This window comes from Acinetobacter sp. 25-47-130 (genome assembly GCF_056779705.1).
Genome location: NZ_JBWYII010000001.1, coordinates 217,014 through 238,101, shown reverse-complemented (window position 1 = coordinate 238,101; position 21,088 = coordinate 217,014). Strand labels below are relative to the sequence as shown.

Genomic DNA, 21,088 nt, shown 5'->3' with positions numbered 1-21,088 from the left:
GGTAATGAACGTTGATCTCAACTTCCCTGTAATATGAACATTATACGTGTCTCATATTTAAACAGGATGGCAAAAGCGTACATTTCGGGCGTTATTGTAAGTGTTAATGTACGGGTATATTAATAAATTACGGAAATACCCAATATTTAGATTAAAGCATTTTGGGTATTTATACTTAAAATATATAATTTAATATCAAATTTAGAGATTTTTTAAACGCAATTTTTCTTGATAGAGCAAGTGATAACGAATACTTTACTTTAAAAAAAAGAAGTAATGTCTTGATTACGAAAAAAGGGCTTAAGTAAAATACTTAAGCCCTTTTTTTTAAATCGTGGTAGGTATATCCAGACTCGAACTGGAGACCTCTACGATGTCAACGTAGCGCTCTAACCAACTGAGCTATACACCTAGAATGCTTCGCATCTTATGCAAAAATCACTTGGCTGACAAGCCTTTTTCATATTTAACCAAAAGATATGAACAAGTTTTAATCATTGACTTAAAATTTGCGAACTCTTGTTTAGAAATACTCGATTGTGAATAACTTAAGCGCTCGTACAGAATGATAATTTCGAGGAAAACAGCTCTATTATTTTGACTTAAAGGTGATGAAATTCTTTCTAACCATTGTCGAACGGTTTCATATGAATAACGGCGACTGTGAAGTCCTAATTTTCTGTTGAAAACATAAAGTACCCAATCGATTTGTGAATAGTGTTTTCTCTTTTTTCTCAACATCCATAGCGCATAACATCCTAATATGATCAGTGAGCCTGCAAGGATAATCACAAACACTGAAGCAACTGAATGAATTCCAAATTTTGTCATCCAACTCTGCTGTTGATCAGCATTATATCCAACAACTTTACTTTGCCATTGATAACTTGCGTAATCACTCCATACGCGAATTTTTGTCAAAAAAGGATATTTTGCAACTGACCAATTTGTATTCTCAGAGTAGAGTGTTTGATTATTTTGAATTAAATTTTGCATTCCCTGATCAATACGTTCAGGAGCAATCATTGCAGTGGGATCAATCCTCTGCCATTGACCTCCAAAATATACTTCAGTCCAAGCATGTGCATCTAACTGCCTCACTTCCCAACTTTTCTGGTCTGGCGCAAATTGACCTCCTTGATAACCAGTCACGACTCGGGCAGGAATACCGACATAACGCATCAACATGACAAAACTAGAAGCAAAATGCTCACAAAATCCTTGTCGTGAATTAAACAAAAATGCATCTATCCGATCACCACTCAAAACACCGGGAGATAAAGAATACTGAAAGCTATTTTGCTTAAACCAGTCTAAAACTTGCTGGATATAACGCTCTGGCTGCTCTCCACTTTTAATAAATAAGTCCCACGCTAAACTTTGACTTTTGATATCACGCTGATGGAGATACTGGGTGTAATACTGAATTTGAAACTGACTAAGTTCGTGATTTATTTTCGTCCCACGCCCTAACCAAACTAAGTTTATAGGTTGAGCCGTTTGAATAGGTCGTTGAGCTGAAATACCACCGTCATAACGGAGATAATAATTTCGTTGTTGAGGTACAGATTGCTCTAATCCCATGATCCATTCTACAGAAGAATCTTTAGCCAAATACTGATATTCAACTTTTTGATTTAAAATAGAAATTTGATAAGAGTTTAACTCGTTTAACCCTCTATTAAATCCATGACTCGTCCATTTTTGACCATCATATTGATCTAAGACCAAAGCTCGCCAATACATTTCTGAACGAGTCGGTAATTTTGTCATATCACCAATAATACGAAATGCTAATTCATTTGACTGAGACAGCTCAGCAATGTCACCTGGGGACATAGAATCACTGATTCCTGTCATCCCCTTATTTTGTTGAATGGGGATATGCCAGAGCGGAGGTAATCGTGGAAAAAAAATAAAGAGTAGTATAAAAAAAGGAATTGCCAATCCGATGAATTTACCAACATGAATGACATCGTGCTTTAAGCCATTTTTAGTTTCTCGAGTGGACAGAAACTCCGCGGTTTGAATTCTATAGAGTCCTACAAAACAGCTCACTAAGCACAGCACCACTCCCAAAGCAACATACAACGTTTGACTGTATAAAAACGTACTTGCCGCCACGAATAAGGCAAAATTAAAAACGATGATCAAATCACGTTTTTTTTGGGTTTCTAATGCTTTTGCAAATAGAAAAGTTGTCAGCGATGCTACCCCAGCCTCAACACCAACAAAGGTATGGTAATGCAGATAAATCGCGCCAAGTGCAATTGCTGTAAAACTAAATTTTATTGCTTTGGAGACATTTTTTTTACTTTTTTGAATATGCCATAAATATATAAGCTCAATACAGAGCACCAAAAATAAAGCATAAGGTAGATAAATAATCTGGATAAATAAAATGAGTGTCAAACTCACTAGCATGGATTGTGAAACTTTAGGATGTACCATATATCTAAACCTATTTTCTATTTCACACTTTATGCCTGAGCAAGCAGAATTTTAGCCTGCTTGATATGCTCAGCTCCAAATCCTTGATTCAATTCGGCATGAGGTAACACTAGCTTAAAAGAAATTTGTAATTGCTCACACTGCTCCACCACACCCATCATATATTTGAGCTTTTCTTCATGCTCGACTGACGGCATATGATGATAATGAATATCAACACATCGATCCTGTTGATGCTCTTCAAAAACTTTAATATACAAACCTTGGCCACGAGCTGCCTGCTTCCACGATACACTTTGTAATGAGTCGCCGACCTGAAAACTTCTTAATTCTTTAAACTCATCTTTTTCCTGATCCAATACAAATGCATTTGAAAAGCTTGTATTCGGATTTATTTTGGCTTGTGGCGCAATCCATGCATGTCGTCCATGAAAGATATAAGTCCAAGCTCGAACAAGACCAAATGGATACACTGAAGCAATGTGTATATCGGGATAGTTATACTTTCCTCGTTGATCAACATGAATCGGTATAACACATTCAGACTGTTTTTGGTCAATGTGAATGTGCTGTGTCTCAGAATCGATGGAGATCGATAAATAACGTGAATATGAATAAGGTTGATTCAAGTAGATTTTAAATAAAATCGAGTGCCCTACCTGTCCGACTTCATCAGTAATGATGTCTATCTCAAGACCATGCAATTGTTTAAAGGTGATATAAAAACTAATGCATAGGATCGCACTAATTAAAAAGCAGAAACCTAATATCAAATTATTGGCATAGTTAATACCCGCAATAAATGTGATCAAAATCAACACAAGATATAAGAAACCTTGCTGATAAATAAAAATCAAAATATCGCGTTGACCAATTTTTTTACTCTGCTCAAACCGAAATCTTTTTTTTAACCATTGCTTCCAGATACTGGTCACCTGCATACCCTCAAATCAATTTAACCTGATTCATTAGGGAGACCGTCTCATCCTCACTCAAGTTTAATCGATGAGCGCATACTGCTGAAAATACAGCTTTTACATCATCAGGAATGACAAAGGCTCTGGCATGCACGATCGCTCTCGCTTGTGATGCTCGTTTTAAAGCCAATAATCCACGCGTCGATAAACCATGCGCACTTTTTCGTGTTACCGCAGCCAAATCCAATAAATAGTCTTGAATTGCATCACTTAAATGGACTTGATGAGTCAAGGATTGCAATCTTAGTATTTCAGTCTCATTAAATACATGGATCAACTGTGCGATTAATTTGGCACGTGATTCTTGTTGAAGAAGTATTTTTTCTGCATGGCGAGATGGATAGCCAAGAGATAACCGCATGAGGAATCTGTCTAACTGAGACTCTGGTAGTGCATAAGTCCCGCTTTGAAAGAGTGGATTCTGAGTTGCTATCACCCAAAAAGGCTGAGGTAAAGCATAACGCTGTCCATCAATCGTGGCGTAGCCCTCTTCCATCGCTTCTAGCAATGCACTCTGTGTCTTAGGACTACAGCGATTAATTTCATCTGCCAAAAGAACTTGGGTAAAGACAGGTCCGTACTTAAATTCAAACTGATGCTCTTTTTGATTAAAAACATTCACGCCAATTACATCACTGGCGAGCATATCATTGGTAAATTGGATTCTTTGAAATGATAAACCTGATAATGATGCCAAACTACTGGCCAATGTGGTCTTACCCAATCCAGGTAAGTCTTCAAATAAAATATGACCACCTGCAATTAAACTACATAAAGCCAATTCAGTTTGCGTATTTTTATCCAAAACAATTTGATTGATTTGTTCTAGAAATAATGAAATTTTGGGAGTAAATGATTGAATCTGAGATTCTAACTCAGGCTGTATAATATTTTTTGATTGAACACTCTGCTTCATTCCCCAAATCATCATTTACATTTCCAAAACTATATATTTCTACCATACAGGTTTTTTTTATTTTCTCAAATATTTCTAATAATCAGTGTATTAAAGAATCAGTATCAAACTTAATGCTGAATAAGCTTCAACTGTGTGAGCATCTCTTCAGGTCCAATTTGAAGGCTTGAATTATTGTTTTCCGCCAGCTTGATCTGTTCAATAAAATAGCTGTTGATCGGTGCATTCCCCCCGAGTGTATTAGCAAGTCTGACCACTTCACCATTAATCCAATCAACCTCCGTCGTGCGCCCTAAATTCAGATCATCCTGCATAGATGAACGAGCTAGTGGATCAATGGCTAACATTTTGCGACTGATCAACTTAAACAACCAATTAGGAAGTCGAAGAATATGAGTAATGATGTTCGCTGGTACAGGCGTTAATTGTGCGGGTTTAATATTTGCCTGCTTTAAAATTTGAAGCGTCTCTAACTGTGCCTGAGCAAGGCACTTTCTATACATTCGATTAGTAAGTTGATTTCTTAAAGTTAGACCAGATAAAGCGTTAATCGAATTGTTCAAGTTGAATAAGACTTTAGCCCACTGTACCTCTAACATATCATCACGGAATTCAACTTGCAGTTTCGCCGCATCTAACACTATTTTTAGCTGATTACTTTCTACAAATTTTTTTATCATTAATGTTCCATCAGAACCTTGATGGAAATGAGACGGTTTGAGTTCTGCGACATTAAATGGAACCATTCCTTCCATAATCTCCCATTCTGGCAGCATTTTTTTTAACCGTGGAACATTACTCACCCCATTTTGAAAACTGATGAGACTTGGTTTATTGAGAGTGTCACAGCTTCGTATTTCAGATGCCACTTGCTCTGTCGCTGCTGATTTTACACAAATCATGACTAAGTCCGTGTCTAAGACTTCTGCTAGATTTGTTGTAAGTCTTAATTGATCTGGAGTGAGCTTATGATGGTAGCCGTTTAAATCACTGAGCTCCAATCCATTTTGGCTTAATTTTTGATAGCTTCTTTCCCTACAGTAAAATGTCACCTGATGGCCTGCTGCGACCATTCTTCCACCGATATAACAGCCAATCGATCCTGCACCATAAATTCCAATTTTCATGTTTTTATCCTTTGTTATTGATCAAGAGTATACGAGTTTCAGAACAATAAATTTGTCAGGTTTTATACAATTAAAACAAATAAAAAACGACACCTCAGTGCCGTTTTTTATTTAATATTAGAAAATTAACATGGACATTTTTTCATACCGCCTGCTGCACTTGGATAGCGTGCATCGACACAATAACGATGAAAAGTTTTTTCATCCATTGGCTCTAGGTCAGGGTGATGCTTTTTCATATGCTCTACATAGTTTTGGTAATCTGGGACACCCACCATTAAACGAAAACTTTGTTGTAGCCGCTGCCAAATCAGTTGAACTGTTTTGATTCCATGCAACATTAAAAACTTCTTCGGCTGAGCCAAAATCGTGAATTTAATGATTTTACCCAATGCCAGCTTTTGACGAATTTGTTCTTTCAAACTCATTTGGTCTCTCCTGCAGGGACTTGATCAGTATAAATTGCTTCAGCTTCCTGAGCCGTTGGCTGCGGATTTGCTAAAGCACGACGAATCACTTTAATGGCAGCAAACAACATCACCACAGCAACAATCATAAAGAATGCACATAACGCAGCATTAATCTGATTAGATAAAGCAACAGTTTGCATTTCCGCAATGGATTTCGCAGGCGCTAAAATTTCGTTTCGCTCAATAGCCGCATTGAAACGATCTGCTTGTGCCAAGAATCCAATTTTTGGATTTTCATGGAAGATTTTTTGCCAACCAGCAGTCATCGCTGTAATGAAGAGGAAAATCGTTGGAACAATGGTGACCCACACATATTTTTCTTTCTTCATTTTGAATAAAATGACAGTACCCAGCATCAGCGCCATCGCAGCTAAAATTTGGTTACCAATACCAAATAATGGCCACAAACTATTGATACCGCCCAGTGGATCAACTACACCTTGATATACAAAGAAACCCCAGCCTGCCACTGCAACGGCAGTACCAATCAAGTTGCCCACAAACGACTTAGAGTTTTTAACCGCAGGGACAACAATACCCACAGTATCTTGAACCATAAAACGGCAAGCACGTGTTCCTGCATCAACAGCAGTTAGAATAAATAGCGCTTCAAACAAGATCGCAAAGTGATACCAAAATGCCATCATTTCACGACTATTAAAAATTTCAGTGATGATGTGCGCCATACCAATCGCAAACGTCGGTGCACCACCAGTACGAGAAAGAATTGTGCTTTCACCAACCTCTTGGGCAAGTAGTGTTAAAGCTTCAGGTGTAACCACAAATCCTAAATTACGTACCGCCTCTGCGGCACTTTCAACCGTCGTTCCTATCACTGCAGCTGGTGAGTTAATGGCAAAATAAACGCCTGGATCCAAGATCGTTGCACAGATCATCGCCATGATTGCGACAAATGATTCCATCAACATACCGCCGTATCCGATCATCCGGATATCGCGTTCATTATTTACGAGCTTAGGTGTAGTTCCTGATGAAACCAATGCATGGAAACCTGAAATTGCACCACAGGCAATGGTAATAAATAAGAATGGGAAAAGTGATCCAGAGAATACAGGTCCTGTACCATCTACGAAGTGGGTAATTGCAGGCATTTTTAATTCAGGCATCGCAAATACGATACCCAATGCTAAACCTGCAATCACGCCAATTTTCAAGAAAGTCGATAAATAATCACGTGGCGCCAATAACAACCATACTGGTAATACAGAAGCGATGAAACCGTAGATAATCAATGCCCATGTTAACTCTGTACCAGATAAAGTGAATAATTGCCCCCAATAAGGATGTTGCGCAATGTTTTCACCATAAATGATACCGAGCATCATCAGTACAAAGCCAATGATTGAAACTTCGGCAATCTTTCCTGGACGGATATATCGCATATATACGCCCATAAATAATGCGATTGGAATGGTAGCAGCAATACTAAACACACCCCATGGACTATTGGTTAATGCTTTAACCACGACGAGTGCAAGCACAGCTAGGATAATGATCATTACCCCTAATGCGCCAAGCATCACAATAATTCCTGCAAATGAACCCAGTTCTTGTTTTGCCATTTCACCCAGTGAACGTCCGTCACGGCGTGTAGAAATAAATAAAACTAGAAAATCTTGGACTGCACCTGCCAGTACAACACCGACTAACAGCCAAATCGTTCCTGGTAAATAACCCATTTGCGCAGCAAGAATAGGCCCAACTAACGGACCAGCACCTGCAATCGCAGCAAAGTGATGACCAAACAGAACACTTTTATTTGTAGGCACATAATCTAGACCATCCGCTAGACGGTGCGCAGGTGTTAAACGCCGAGCATTTAACTCGAATACTTTATTAGCAATAAATAAACTATAAAAACGATATGCAATACTGTAAACACAGACTGCAGCGAGTACGAGCCAAACTGCGTTGACATGTTCTCCACGACTAACCGCTAATATTCCAAAGGATACTGCACCGATTATGGCCACAATAATCCAAATCAATTTCGAAGTCATGGATGACTTCGGTTGTATTTGATCCATATCAAACCCTCATTATTTCGTATTTGCAATCAGCTCAATTTTATTATTCGTGTTACTGCTGTTTTCCCTTGCGACTATACTCCTCAATAATTCTTCTTTACCTTAGACCTTGGCATTAAAAAAGGGATGATTGTCATCATCCCTTTCGATAATAGTATAAATTTACACCATTATGCACGTTCTAAGTATTCACCAGTACGTGTATCAACACGAACGCTTTCTTCTTGTTGAACGAATAATGGAACACGTACTACAGCACCTGTTTCAAGTTTCGCTGGTTTACCACCACCGCCAGAAGTATCACCACGTACGCCTGGATCAGTTTCAACAATTTTTAATACCACGAAGTTAGGTGCATTCACTGTTAAAGGAACACCATTCCATAACATGATTGTGCATTTTTCGTTTGAATCGTCTTTCAACCATTTCGCAGCATCACCCATTGCAACTTTGTCAGCCGCAATTTGCTCGAAAGTCACAGGATCCATGAAGTTCCATAGTTCGCCGTCGTTGTATAAGTAGTCCATTTCTACTTCTACGATATCTGCTGCTTCTAAAGAATCACCAGATTTAAATGTTTTTTCTAATACTTTACCTGATTTAAGGTTACGTAATTTAACACGGTTGAACGCTTGGCCTTTACCTGGTTTAACGTATTCGTTTTCCATGATTGAGCATGGGTTACCATCAAGCATTACCTTAAGGCCAGACTTGAAATCGTTCGTAGAATAATAGGCCATGAGAGGCTCACTCCAAACTTACTAACTTTAATCTATTAATGCGATGGGCTGCTACACTGTCATTTAGCAAGGCTGACAGGTGCATGATATGCCACATGCACATGCATTTATGTTGCGTATTCTAAATGACCAACCTACTCTGCCGCAATGATAAATTCCGAAATACAACGTTTAAGCTGTCTAAGTTCCATGCAGAACTACTGTTGTAGACTTAATTTGATCATCTTTAGGCTTGAGTATTTTCATCCCAACATTCAATAAAGAAGGCTTAATCAGGACACAACTGAGTTTTTCAATGGGTTTTGATTTAAAATGAAGCCTTTCATCTCCCTCTAAATTTAAACTGTATGACCCACTATTTGTATCAAGAGCAACATTGGCAAAATCAACTCAGCGATTTAATCACTGACCCACATGAGCTCATTGAACTCTTGGAATTGCAACCTGAAGATTTAATACATGGTGCAATTTTGGCATCAGCCCAATTTAAATTGAGAGTCCCTCGCGCCTTCGTCGCGAAGATGCAAAAATCTAATCCTGATGATCCACTGTTACTTCAAGTACTCCCTCATCATCTGGAGTTAAATGAACATCCTGATTTTGTGACAGACCCCCTTGATGAGGAGGCTGCCAATTTAATTCCAGGTGTATTACATAAATATCAGTCACGTTTTTTACTGACTTTAACAGGTGCATGTGCTGTTCATTGTCGTTATTGTTTTAGACGTCATTTTCCATATCAAGAAAATTTACCTAAAAATGACGACTGGAAAAAAATACAAGACTACTTACTCGCTCATCCAGAAATCAATGAAGTGATCTTAAGCGGAGGGGATCCCCTAACACTTTCAAATCGTAAACTTGCCGTTTGGATCGATAGATTAAGTTCAATTCCACATCTTAAAATTTTGCGTATTCATTCTCGAGTTCCAATCGTTATCCCAAATCGGCTTGATGATGAACTTATTTCTCTGTTAAAAAACAGTAGGCTACGTATTATTCTAGTGGTACACTCAAACCATGCTACTGAAATTGATGACTTTACCGCTTCGAAATTAATGCAAATTTCACAACAAAATATTTTGGTGTTGAATCAAGCTGTGTTATTAAAAGGTATTAATGATCATCCTGATATTTTGGTTGATCTAAGTCATCGATTATTTGATGCGCGTGTGATGCCTTATTATTTACATGTGTTGGATAAAGTGAAAGGTGCTCAGCATTTTGATTTACCAAGTGAATCTATTGATTCAATCTATAAAGAGGTTTTGGCAAGGTTGCCTGGATACTTGGTTCCAAAGCTGGTTAGAGAAATTGCGGGAGAACAGAATAAAACACCGCTTTATGGAGTTGCCACTTTTTAGAGACTCATTCACATGCTTCAGGCTCAGATTTCAGAAATTTTTCACTATCCTACTGCCTTGACTCGAGATCAACTGAGTTTTGCAAATGCAAATGTTCAGGACTTGGTTTTTTGGGCATCTCAACTTTCAATTATGCAATTAGGTGACACCTCTGAAGCGGTGTTGAAAGCCCTATATGAAATCGCTGAACTCAAATGTTCGGAAACATTGCGCTTTGATCTTATTCAAGCGCTACACCCTTTGATCGAAAATATTTTAGAGAGACTTGAAAAAAACTTTTTAAATCAAGGTCTTTTTCTATCTGACCGTAACAAAGATATTATAGAATTAACCACTCGCTTGAGAACATTATTTGCTGATATCTACATAGATATTGCACAGCGCAGTGAAATGCAGCTAAAACAACAAAAGTTTTCTATTTTGAAGTTTGCTCAAAAGCGTAATGTGAAAACTGCACGACTCCTTTCCAGTTATTACGCTCTTCAACAATTGGGTTTATTGCTAGTACAACAACAGATGCTTTATCGTTCTGCCTTGTCTAAGCAATGGTTAATGACCCATTATCTGTATGATTTGGCATTAAAAAACCAAGAACACACGGTCAATATTAATTTATTGCAAGGTACTCATCACGCTTTAAAAAATATTCAACAGTGCTATGCCCAAGTCTTATTATTAGAAATATTTAATACTCACCAAATTCGTCCTTCTGAGATCTACGCGCTCTATCAATGCACAGCGGATTGGGCACAATTAGTGCAAGTTTTACCACGCGAAACCGCTTTATCTCGTTACGTCATTGATACCACTAAAGATCATCCGCCAGTTTACAACCGAAAACACCATGAGAGTTTTAAACCAAACATTTTCGTGGCGACACAATCGTTGCTTGAGCATGTCAACTTAACCATTCAAAAGGACAATGAATATTTATCTAAGAAAGAGAAAGCATATTTAACTGCGCCTCTTAAATTTCATGTACAAAATGTTTTAGGCTCGACCATTGAACGCCGACATGAACGTTATGAACATTCCGCTCAGTTACAACTCTGTTTCAGTTTACTTACCGCTCATTATTATCTCTCTAAAACCAAAACTTTTAGCGAAACCTTACGACTAACACCGCCTAAATCAAAATCAGAAGACGAGTTTGCATTTACATATTTAAATGACTACCCAGATGCCTATACAGACAAATCAAACAAGGTTCTAGATAAACAGGCACGTCAAATCCATGCGGCTCAAGTTTTAGATATCAGTTTAAATGGTTATCGCGTACGTTGGTTAGAAGAAGAAGCACCTCCAAATTTAAGAACTGGTGAATTTATCCTGATCAATGAGGGAGTGAACAGCAAATGGAAAGGTGGTGTAATTCGTTGGATCAAACAATCTGTTAAAAAAAGCTATGAACTTGGGCTTGAAGTGATTGGACCCGACATCCACCCTTGCGCCGCAAAAGTTTATACAGATCGAAGTTCTTTTAATTATCATCCATGTTTATTTGTACATACCTTGAAGATTGATGCTCCACAGCATTCTCTTATTTTGCCAAATTTACAGTTTTTCAAAGAACAACAATCTATTTATTTACGCTTAACTGATCAAGATATCAAAGTAGAATTGATAAAGACCATGCTCATCACACAAAGTTTTGTTCAATTTGAATTTGAATTATTTAATGATGAGCAGCAATATCTGATTGATGAATTTTTACAACATCAAAACCTTGAATCAAATCGTTTTCAAGACGTATGGGAAGCATTGAAGTGAAAAACCTACTTCTATCAACACAATTAAAGCAATCTGGAATGCGCTTACTCATTGTCGATGATAATCAGATTCGTTATAACCATATTATCTCTTTACTCGAAAAACGCGAGTACAAGGTAGAAGCAGTGCTACTCGATGATCAAGTGAGTCTTGAAAAGCAACTTCATTTAGATTGGGATTTAATTCTGTTTGGTCGTGCCTATGAAATGACCTTAACTCATTTTCTTCGACTGCTTGCAGATTCTGATAAAGCTTTTACCCCAACACTTTATCTAGCTCCAGAAGCGCTAGAAATGTCTGAAGTAAAACTCATTTCGATGGGCATCTACGATGTTTTAAATATTGATCAACCTGAACAATGTTTACTTAAAATTATTCGAGCATTGGCTTTTAGTCGCTTACAAAAAAATCAGATGCAATTAACGGATGAACTGAAACACAATGTTCAAATTAAACAAAATTGGATCGAAGAGCATAAAAAAGCAGTTGCAATCATAGAAGAAGGGATTGTCGTTGAATGCAACCATGAGTTTACGCATTTATTTGGCTTCAACACGTTTGATGACGTTATTGGATCCCCGCTCATTGATTTAATACAACCTGAGGATATTCAATCTTTTAAAGCACGATTTAAAAAATTAGCTTTCGGTAAATTTGAGTATGGACCTTTTGAACTGATTTCTCTTAATCCACAGTTAACACATCAAAATCCAGTCCAAATTGAATGTAATCCTACAGATCAAAATCAAATCATTGAAATTACGATTTCAACGCATTTTCAACAGGATGATCAACTATTTAGTCCTCAACTTGAGACTGCACCTCACCAAGACAGTAGAATTGCACCACACACAACATTGGCAAAAATTTTACAACATCTTGAAGAACACCCTGCTCAAGAAAATGCTTTGGTCATCTTCAGCCTAGCCAGTTGTCCAGACTATATCTTGAGTTCTGATTGGGATACTTTTAAAGGCTATTTCGGCAAACTTTCAGACTTTATTCTCGAACAGACCAATGGCGCTGTATTTAAAATTGAAACAGCCCTGTATGCCACTATCATTCAAGCTGAAACGATTGAAGTTCTAAAATCAAGACTCTCTGCGCTACATGCGCTTGAAAAACCTAGGCTCGTCAATCTGGGAGATCAAACCTATCAACAGCATGTCAAAATTGGTTATAGTCTCTTCAAACTGTCAGATTTAAATGTAGATAATTTTGAACAGCTCATTGCAAATGCTTATAACACACCCCTACCCAATTTATTGAGCAATGATGCTGCTTTAGAGACAACGCTTGAAGAAATTGAAGAGATTCATTTTGAAGTTACTCAAGCAGATGAGCCGACCTCTATTCAGTTGAATACACCTTCTTCTGAAGTAGAGCCTGATCATTCAACAGAATTTGTATCTCAAGCAATTGAAGAACCTGTACAGTCAGACGAAGTTCACGGCGATATCCTAGTACATCTTCGTAAAGTTCTTGAACGCGATCAAATTACGCTAAAGTTCCAACAAATCTATGATAAAGAAGACACTAGTCTTAATACCTATGAAGTAAGCAGTGGGTTTATTTTTGAAAACCAATGGATTCAATTGGACGATATTGAAGAATTGGTGGATGACCCTGAGTTGTCTATTAAAATTGACCGATGGATTTTGGTTGAAGCAGCAAAGCAACTGCACAATTTTTTAACACAATATCCTGAAGCTAAACTGATTATTAATTTACGACACCATGTTCTTTTAAAGCATCATCAATTGGCAGAATTAATTTCAAAACTGCTCATGATTGTAGGAGCAAAAGCACCTCAACCACTGATTTTACAGTTTAAAGAAAAATACATTGCTCAACATTTAAATGAAATTCTGCCTGCGATTGAGGTATTGAGAGCACAAGGTGCAGATATTGCCGTTTGCGAGTTTGGATTAAGTAAATGTAGCGATCTCATTCTCAAAGTTGCCAATATTCAGAATTTCACGCTGCATGAAGAATTCACAGATGATTTAAATACTGAAGAAGGTATTGAACGTTTTAAACAAGCGATTGAATACTTCAATAGTCATCGATCAGTCAATTTATTACTCAAAAATCTCAATGATATGAATAGCTTTGCCAACGCGTGGAATGTCGACGTGAGATTTTTACAAGGTGATTATTACCAGCGTAAATTGGATCAGCTCATGAATGTTCAAGATCAAAGTTAATTCCAAATTTTGGACATAAAAAAACAGGCTGAACGCCTGTTTTTTTTATTTTGGGTATTAACGTTTGATAGAACGTGACATACCAGCAAAACGTTGTTTGAACTTGTCGATACGACCGCCAGTGTCAACGTTCTTTTGCTTACCAGTATAGAATGGGTGGCAAGCTGAGCATACGTCTAGGTAAAGTGTTTCTTTACCAACAGCTGAACGAGTTTCGATTACGTTACCGCAAGAGCAAGTAGCAACTAATTTTTCGTATTTTGGGTGAATATCGGCGCGCATGGTCGATTCTCCATAGAGTTAAGAAGGCTTTAGCTGTCATCGCAATTGATCACTCTCTTCATCCATTACAACAGACGCAGAGGAAAGGCTGAAATACAGCAGATCAACACCACAACAGACCATTCTTTTGGCCCACCGAGACGGCTTCCGTCAGAGCTAAGCACAACAAGTGGACGACATTATACGCCACTTTATTTCAGATAGCGAATTTTTCCTTTAAGACTTTTCAATTTGCTTGGACCAATGATTTGCAATAATTCCGCAGACCATTAATTGGATTTGATGGAAAATCATAATTGGCAATATGATCATCCCCATAGGTTGTCCAATGAAAAGAATTTGCGCCATAGGCACTCCACTTGCGAGTGTTTTCTTAGAACCACAAAAAAATACAGCGATTTGATCGGCACGATTAAATCCAAACCACTTTGGGGCGTGATAGGCTAAAAGCATAATCAAAGTCAGAAGCACAGAGCATGCAATAATTAACCACATTAAGGTCACCCCACTGACTTCATTCCATAGACCTGCTACGACTGCACTACTGAATGCGCCATACACCACCAAAAGAATTGAGCCTTGATCAAAAGTTTTGACAATACTCGGGGCTTTTTGAATCAGAGGAAAAACGATAGGGCGCAATAATTGTCCCAGAATAAATGGAACCAATAACAGCAGAATAATTTTGACTATCGCATTGGTTGGATCGAACCCATGATCAGACTGACCTAAAATAAATAAGGTCACTAATATAGGAGTGATAAACATACCAATAATATTAGAGAATGAAGCACTACACACAGCACTTGCGACATTACCACCTGCTACAGAAGTAAATGCAATAGAAGACTGAACTGTTGAGGGTAAAAAGCACATAAACAAGAAGCCCCAATACAGTTCTTGTCCAAGTAGCGGTAGCAATACAGGTTTAGCTATTAATCCTAGAATTGGGAAAACTGCGAACGTCAGTGCAAAGACCAAACTGTGTAATTGCCAATGTTTAATGCCTTGAATCACCGCCTCACGTGATAACTTTGCACCATGTAAAAAAAATAGGATTGCAATTGCAATCGTGGTGAAATAAGAAAAATAGCGAGCAGCAACACCTGAAATTGGCATCACTGACGCTAAAATCACCATAACAAACAGCAATATCGTGAAACGATCTAACGCTAAGAGCTTTAGCACCCCATATCCCTCTTTTTATTCTATCTGAATTGAAAATAAGCCCAATACACATTGATTGGGCTTATCTTTAAAATTTTATTCACAAATCAGCGAGTGAAATTTAATTATTTCTCGCGTTACTGTCTTGTTGAATAAGTTCAATCTTATAACCATCTGGATCTTCCACAAAAGCGATTACGGTTACGCCGCCTTTCATTGGTCCAGCTTCACGGACAACGTTACCACCACGTGCTTTGATTTCTTCACACGCCTTATACGCATCATCCACTGCGATCGCAATATGACCATACGCATTACCCAGCTCATAGCTGTCTGTATCCCAGTTATGCGTTAGCTCAAGAACAGTATTGTTTTCTTCATCACCATAACCCACAAAGGCTAAAGTGAATCGACCTTCTTCATAATCACGTTTACGAAGCAAAGTCATACCGAGTACTTCAGTATAGAACGCCAATGAACGCTCTAAATTGCCTACACGTAACATGGTATGTAACATTCGCATAAAATTTACCTATTGATTGAAAGATGTACTTTTCAACTGATTTAACAATTTCGCCACCCAAATAACAAGTAACAAAATAGGTAAACCCATTAAAAAAGTCATAAAGAAGAATGATGAATAACCGAAGTTTGTCACTATTGTACCTGAATAGCCACCAATCATCTTTGGAAGTAATAACATCAATGAACTAAAAATTGCATATTGCATTGCTGTAAATGAAACGCTAGTCAAACTTGATAGGAACGCAATAAATACTGCACCAGCAAGTCCTGATGCGAGATTGTCAAATACAATGCCCATCACCAGCCACACCTTGCTATAAGGGACAACCACTTTACCTTTGAGTTCGACTATTTGATCACTATCAACTTGAACAGCTGGAAGATCAGATAAAGCCATACGTGACTTCGGTTGGATCGTTGAAACTGTTTTATAAATATGATCTTGGGTTAATTCATGCACCTGACCTGCATGCTGCACAACCGCTTGCACCGTAAATTTAGTGTGGTCTTTTAGACTGTCTCCGGGGACGACCACGCTCCAATTATTTTGATCCAACTTCGCAGGTATCACTTGCTGATTTGAAATACGAATATTCAGTGTTTGTAGTGTGCTGTCAGCTTTTAAGTTCGAGAGTTGACCGCGAATAATGACATCCTTGCTTAACTCATCTTGGTAGAGAATATCGTCCCCTCCAATGGCTTGAATGAAAATCTGAGAATCATCTTGACTCGAATAGCGTTGAAGCGGGATTTCAACATTCAGGGCTTTATCATAACCATCAGGGGTGGATAACACTTGAATACTATGATGTTCAGCAAAATTAGATGCAGGGAGCTTTAAAGACCAGTTCCCCACTTCATCAGGAGTCACTTGATGCTGTTGACCTCCCATTTGTACCAAGACTTGATTCATCGTTGGTCCAGATTTTACGAGCCCCACAAAGATGAGATTGGTCGTGCTGGCAACAATAGCGCCCACCAACATCATTTTCATAATGTTATAACGCTGAGCTAATAAGCCTCCAAGGAAGCCACCTAAAATTACAAAAAAAATGGCGAAAAACTTGTTAAACCAAGCGATTTCTTCTTTATCAAAATTCAAATCAAGATAAAAAAGATTGGCGACCACCCCAGCGACAATATCTGAAATTCGATAAAAACCAATGAGTAATAAAATAGCTAACGCAACTTTCAAACCATAACGTTTGAAGAAATCTAAAATTGGTGATAGCCATGTCTCGACGACTATTTTTTCATCAATGAGTTTTGCTCGGGTCAATCCAAATACGACCAACACAGCCAACGCCACACTTGCGAAGAAACGTAAAACTTGCCCGATAAATGACAGAAAATTACCATCGATATTTAACTGTGAAATCCAAGCACCAAATTGGAGAAACCCACAAACGAAGACTACTGTTGAAATCACAAAGACGATAAATAACTGAAAATAATCCTTTGCTTGATATTGATGAGGTTCTTGATTTACTACTGGTTCATGAATCACTAAGGTCGTCACAATTCCGACCATCATCAATCCAGCCATGAGCAAATAGGTGGACTGCCACGCCTCATAAATATAGTTACCCATGGCTGTACCAAGTGATGCAGCGAAGAGTAATGCACCGAGCTGAGTTACAATGGTCGCAATTCGATAACCTGCGTTATAGGTCGAAGCCATAACCGTCTGAACACTTGTATCTTGTGTCAATTCAATACGATAAGCATCCACGATAATATCTTGTGTCGCTGATGAGAATCCGAGAAAGATTGCGGATATCGCCATGAACGTTAAACTTGAAAATGGCCCTACACTTCCTCCATGAATACTCGGATCAGTAAATGCCATTGAACAAATAGCAATTGCGACCAAAATCTGAGAAACCAATAACCACCCTCGTCGTTTACCCAATTTCCTTGTTAAATAAGGTAATGGTAATCGGTCAATCAAAGGTGCCCAAATGAACTTGAAGGCATAAGCTAAGGCTGCCCATGAAAACATGGTAATGGTACTACGCTGAATACCGGCTTCACTCAACCAAAAAGATAGAGTTGAAAAAATCAGAAAAATTGGGATACCTGATGAGAAACCCAAAAAAAGCATAATGATCGCGCGTCGATCAAGAAATGCTTTAAATGCCGAAGTCCATCCAGCTGATTCTGGTGACGAAGATTGTGATGTCATTGCGTTGTTATTTTCAGTGAAAAGTACTCTCGCTATTCAACTCTGTAATGCGCTTGGTTTCAATATAATTTACGCAAACTTCACCGAGTATTTCATCAATTTGATCTATCTCAACTTGATATTTTTGGCTAAACCTGTATACCTTAAACTATCAAATGTAAATTATAGTTTTGGATTTCACCTGTGACCCAGAGACACGATCAAATTAGTTCCACCGCAGTAGCTTTAACCACGACATCCACAAACTTAGAACAAAACTCGCAAAACAAGCTCCTATCCGTATTTGAACTTGAAGCCACGCAAAACACCTTGAATGCAACAGCACTCAAACCAGAACAACTGACGCATATTCCAAATTATGACAATATTCCTGCGTCTACAAAACGTATCAAACCCCTTAATAATTTTTTAGGACAAGATCGTGCTAAAGCATCTGTAGAAGCAGGCATTGCCCTCCCATACTCAGGCTATAACATCTTTGCTGTGGGTACGGCAGGGTTGGGTAAACGCACCATGATCAAGCGCTTACTCCAGCAACATGCCAAAGATATGCCGACACCGGATGATTGGGTTTATGTATACAACTTCAAAAATGCACGCAACCCAATTGCGCTTAACTTTCCTGCAGGACAAGGCGCAAAGTTTCAAAGTACGCTACATCAAACATGGCAAACCATTTTCAAACAGCTCGAACGTCGTTTTAGTGCTGAAACGTATCACAATCGGATTGAAAAAATTCGTTTAACGACAGGTCATGAACAACAACAAGCTTTGATTGAGCTCACCAAAGAAGGTGAAGAGCTTGATTTAAAGTTGATCAGTCGTAATGAAGAACACTGCTTTATTCCTGTTCATCTTAAAGACAATAAAATTCAAGAGATGTCTCAAGATGACATCAATGCACTGAGTAGCAAAGAACGTTCTGAAATTGCGTCTAATATCCGTTATATGGATAAAAAGCTTGAGCGTTTAGGTTTACAGATTGGTGATCTTGAAGATGAAGCACGTGATATGGTGTCTGAGTTGAATCGTGACATTGCCAAACAAGTCATTATTCCTCGCATGGAACATATTTTAAATAAATTTCCAGACATCAAACATCTTGAACAATATTTAAAATTATATGCTCAAGATATTATCGACAATGTGGAAACCGTACTAGAACAGGAAGAAAGTGATTTTTCACCTGCATTATTTAACCGTGTCCCTGCGCGTTATCAAGCAAATTTAGTCATTAGCAACAAGCCAAATTCTGGGGCACCAGTCATCTTTGAAGATTTCCCCACACATTACAACTTACTCGGTCATGTTGAACAACTAACCCAAAATGGCACCATCAGCACTGATTTCACTTTAATACGACCTGGTGCACTGCATCGTGCCAATGGTGGTTTTTTAATGCTTGAGGCTGAGCAGCTTTTAGAACAACCTTATGCATGGCAAGGACTCAAACGAGCGATTAAGTCTGGTCAAATTAAACTCTCATCTCTAGAGCACATGCTAACGCTGACGGGAAGCATTTCAATTGAGCCCGCATCGATTCCATTACAATTGAAAGTCATTTTAATGGCTGAACCAGAAATATATTATGAGATTCTGGAGGTGGAGCCTGAGTTAGGAAGTATCTTTAAAATCAGAGCTGATTTTACCGACACATTACAACGTAATGACGAAAATGAACAAGCTTATATGCATTTGATTGCAGACTATGTTCAATCCTCTAAACTCCTTCCATTTGATCGTTCTGCCTTGGCTGCTTTACTGACCGACTCAAGTCGTCAAGCAGAGGATCAGAGTTCGTTGTCACTACATGCCTTAACTTTAGGTGATCTGATTCATGAATCTCATCACCATGCATCCAAATCTAATGCATCTATGGTGACAGCAGAACATATCGGCACTGCGCTCAAACACCGCCAATATCGTCTAGGTTATTTACGAGAGTTGTACTGGCAAGATTTATCTCGTGGTACACAGCTTATCGAAACGCGTGGTCATCGACTCGGTCAGATAAATGCTTTGTCCGTGATTCACTACGCCGATGTCGAATTTGGCCTACCATCACGCTTGACTGCTTCAGTGTATCAGGGTGGCGGCGATATTTTAGATATCGAACGTAGCGTGGAGTTAGGTGGTTCACTTCATGCTAAAGGTGTACTATTAATGTCGTCTTTCTTAAAGGCACATTTCGGACGTGAACAAACCTTGCACTTCTCTGCCGCTTTGGCTTTTGAACAAAGTTATGGTCAAGTCGATGGTGATAGTGCAACCGTTGCAGAACTCTCCGCTTTAATTTCTGCGATCAGCCAACTGCCGATTGATCAGTCATGGGCGATTACGGGTTCAATGAATCAACTGGGTCAAGTACAACCGATTGGTGGCGTCAATGCCAAAATCGAAGGTTTCTTTGATGCATGTAAACTTCAAGGTTTAACAGGCAAACAAGGTGTCATTATTCCCCGTCAAAACATGCAGCATCTAATGTTACGTCAAGATGTGATTGATGCTGTCGAGGCCGGTCAATTCCATATTCATGCCATCAACACAATTGATCAAGCACTTGAGATTCTCATGGCGCGTCCTGTCGGAGAATTAAATAAAAAAGGTCGCTATACCAAAGGATCAATTTACGCTGCTGTCATGGAGCAGCTAGAATATTGGCAAGCCATTGAAGATGGCGCTGAAATTGAAGAAGAGCCAAAGAAAAAGAAAAAAAAGAAGAAAAAAGACAAAGCTAAAAAAGATAAAGCGATCAATGCTGAAGAACAACCTTCTCAACTCGCTGATGAGACTTCAAACTAATTTGAAGTTTTAAAAATAAAAAAAAGCACCCATCGGTGCTTTTTTTTATTGCGCTTA

15 protein-coding genes and 1 tRNA gene are annotated in these 21,088 nt (G+C 38.4%); 4 read left to right on the top strand and 12 right to left on the bottom strand.

Features of this window, described 5'->3' with window-relative positions:
• Positions 1–335: 335 nt before the first annotated feature.
• The 8 genes from AC1M83_RS01145 to efp all read right to left on the bottom strand — a co-directional run bounded on the left by AC1M83_RS01145 (position 336) and on the right by efp (position 8,729).
• Positions 336–412 (bottom strand) — tRNA-Val (locus AC1M83_RS01145).
• Positions 413–438: 26 nt separating this feature from the next.
• Positions 439–2,451 carry a transglutaminase TgpA family protein gene (locus AC1M83_RS01140; protein WP_481589774.1) on the bottom strand — a complete coding sequence of 671 codons (2,013 nt, stop codon included), beginning with the start codon at positions 2,449–2,451 and terminating at the stop codon, positions 439–441.
• Between the two features lie 29 nt (positions 2,452–2,480).
• Entirely contained in the window at positions 2,481–3,386 is a 906-nt protein-coding gene (locus AC1M83_RS01135) for a DUF58 domain-containing protein (protein WP_481589773.1), read from the bottom strand.
• 10 nt (positions 3,387–3,396) lie between these two features.
• Positions 3,397–4,356 carry an AAA family ATPase gene (locus AC1M83_RS01130; protein WP_092766261.1) on the bottom strand — a complete coding sequence of 320 codons (960 nt, stop codon included), beginning with the start codon at positions 4,354–4,356 and terminating at the stop codon, positions 3,397–3,399.
• A gap of 98 nt (positions 4,357–4,454) precedes the next feature.
• Complete coding sequence (locus AC1M83_RS01125; RefSeq protein ID WP_481589772.1) at positions 4,455–5,471, bottom strand: 2-dehydropantoate 2-reductase; 1,017 nt, start codon at positions 5,469–5,471, stop codon at positions 4,455–4,457.
• 125 nt (positions 5,472–5,596) lie between these two features.
• Entirely contained in the window at positions 5,597–5,899 is a 303-nt protein-coding gene (locus AC1M83_RS01120; RefSeq protein WP_092766102.1) for a YbdD/YjiX family protein, read from the bottom strand.
• Positions 5,896–7,989 carry a carbon starvation CstA family protein gene (locus AC1M83_RS01115; RefSeq protein ID WP_092766101.1) on the bottom strand — a complete coding sequence of 698 codons (2,094 nt, stop codon included), beginning with the start codon at positions 7,987–7,989 and terminating at the stop codon, positions 5,896–5,898. The genes AC1M83_RS01120 and AC1M83_RS01115 overlap by 4 nt, the downstream gene beginning before the upstream one ends.
• Positions 7,990–8,159: 170 nt before the next feature.
• Entirely contained in the window at positions 8,160–8,729 is a 570-nt protein-coding gene (gene efp / locus AC1M83_RS01110) for an elongation factor P (RefSeq protein ID WP_035265851.1), read from the bottom strand.
• A gap of 347 nt (positions 8,730–9,076) precedes the next feature.
• On the opposite strand from efp, the gene epmB reads away from it, so the two are divergent.
• The 3 genes from epmB to AC1M83_RS01095 are packed head-to-tail and all read left to right on the top strand — an operon-like array spanning position 9,077 to position 14,070.
• The gene (gene epmB / locus AC1M83_RS01105; protein WP_035265849.1) at positions 9,077–10,093 is read left to right on the top strand and encodes an EF-P beta-lysylation protein EpmB; all 1,017 of its coding nucleotides are present in this window, start codon (positions 9,077–9,079) and stop codon (positions 10,091–10,093) included.
• Positions 10,094–10,105: 12 nt separating this feature from the next.
• The gene (locus AC1M83_RS01100) at positions 10,106–11,863 is read left to right on the top strand and encodes a GTPase (RefSeq protein ID WP_481589771.1); all 1,758 of its coding nucleotides are present in this window, start codon (positions 10,106–10,108) and stop codon (positions 11,861–11,863) included.
• Complete coding sequence (locus AC1M83_RS01095) at positions 11,860–14,070, top strand: EAL domain-containing protein (protein WP_481589770.1); 2,211 nt, start codon at positions 11,860–11,862, stop codon at positions 14,068–14,070. The genes AC1M83_RS01100 and AC1M83_RS01095 overlap by 4 nt, the downstream gene beginning before the upstream one ends.
• Positions 14,071–14,127: 57 nt before the next feature.
• Here AC1M83_RS01095 and rpmE read toward each other — a convergent pair whose 3' ends face one another.
• The 4 genes from rpmE to AC1M83_RS01075 all read right to left on the bottom strand — a co-directional run bounded on the left by rpmE (position 14,128) and on the right by AC1M83_RS01075 (position 18,229).
• Complete coding sequence (gene rpmE / locus AC1M83_RS01090) at positions 14,128–14,352, bottom strand: 50S ribosomal protein L31 (protein WP_004971624.1); 225 nt, start codon at positions 14,350–14,352, stop codon at positions 14,128–14,130.
• A gap of 216 nt (positions 14,353–14,568) precedes the next feature.
• Positions 14,569–15,540: a bile acid:sodium symporter family protein gene (locus tag AC1M83_RS01085; protein ID WP_481588446.1), complete on the bottom strand. Its 972-nt coding sequence runs from the start codon at positions 15,538–15,540 to the stop codon at positions 14,569–14,571.
• Between the two features lie 100 nt (positions 15,541–15,640).
• Positions 15,641–16,042: a lactoylglutathione lyase gene (gene gloA, locus AC1M83_RS01080; protein ID WP_481588447.1), complete on the bottom strand. Its 402-nt coding sequence runs from the start codon at positions 16,040–16,042 to the stop codon at positions 15,641–15,643.
• Positions 16,043–16,051: 9 nt separating this feature from the next.
• Positions 16,052–18,229 carry an AmpG family muropeptide MFS transporter gene (locus AC1M83_RS01075; RefSeq protein ID WP_481589769.1) on the bottom strand — a complete coding sequence of 726 codons (2,178 nt, stop codon included), beginning with the start codon at positions 18,227–18,229 and terminating at the stop codon, positions 16,052–16,054.
• Between the two features lie 183 nt (positions 18,230–18,412).
• On the opposite strand from AC1M83_RS01075, the gene AC1M83_RS01070 reads away from it, so the two are divergent.
• A complete protein-coding gene (locus tag AC1M83_RS01070; protein ID WP_481589768.1) occupies positions 18,413–21,031 on the top strand; it encodes a Lon protease family protein in 2,619 nt (872 codons plus the stop codon).
• Positions 21,032–21,088 lie beyond the last annotated feature (57 nt).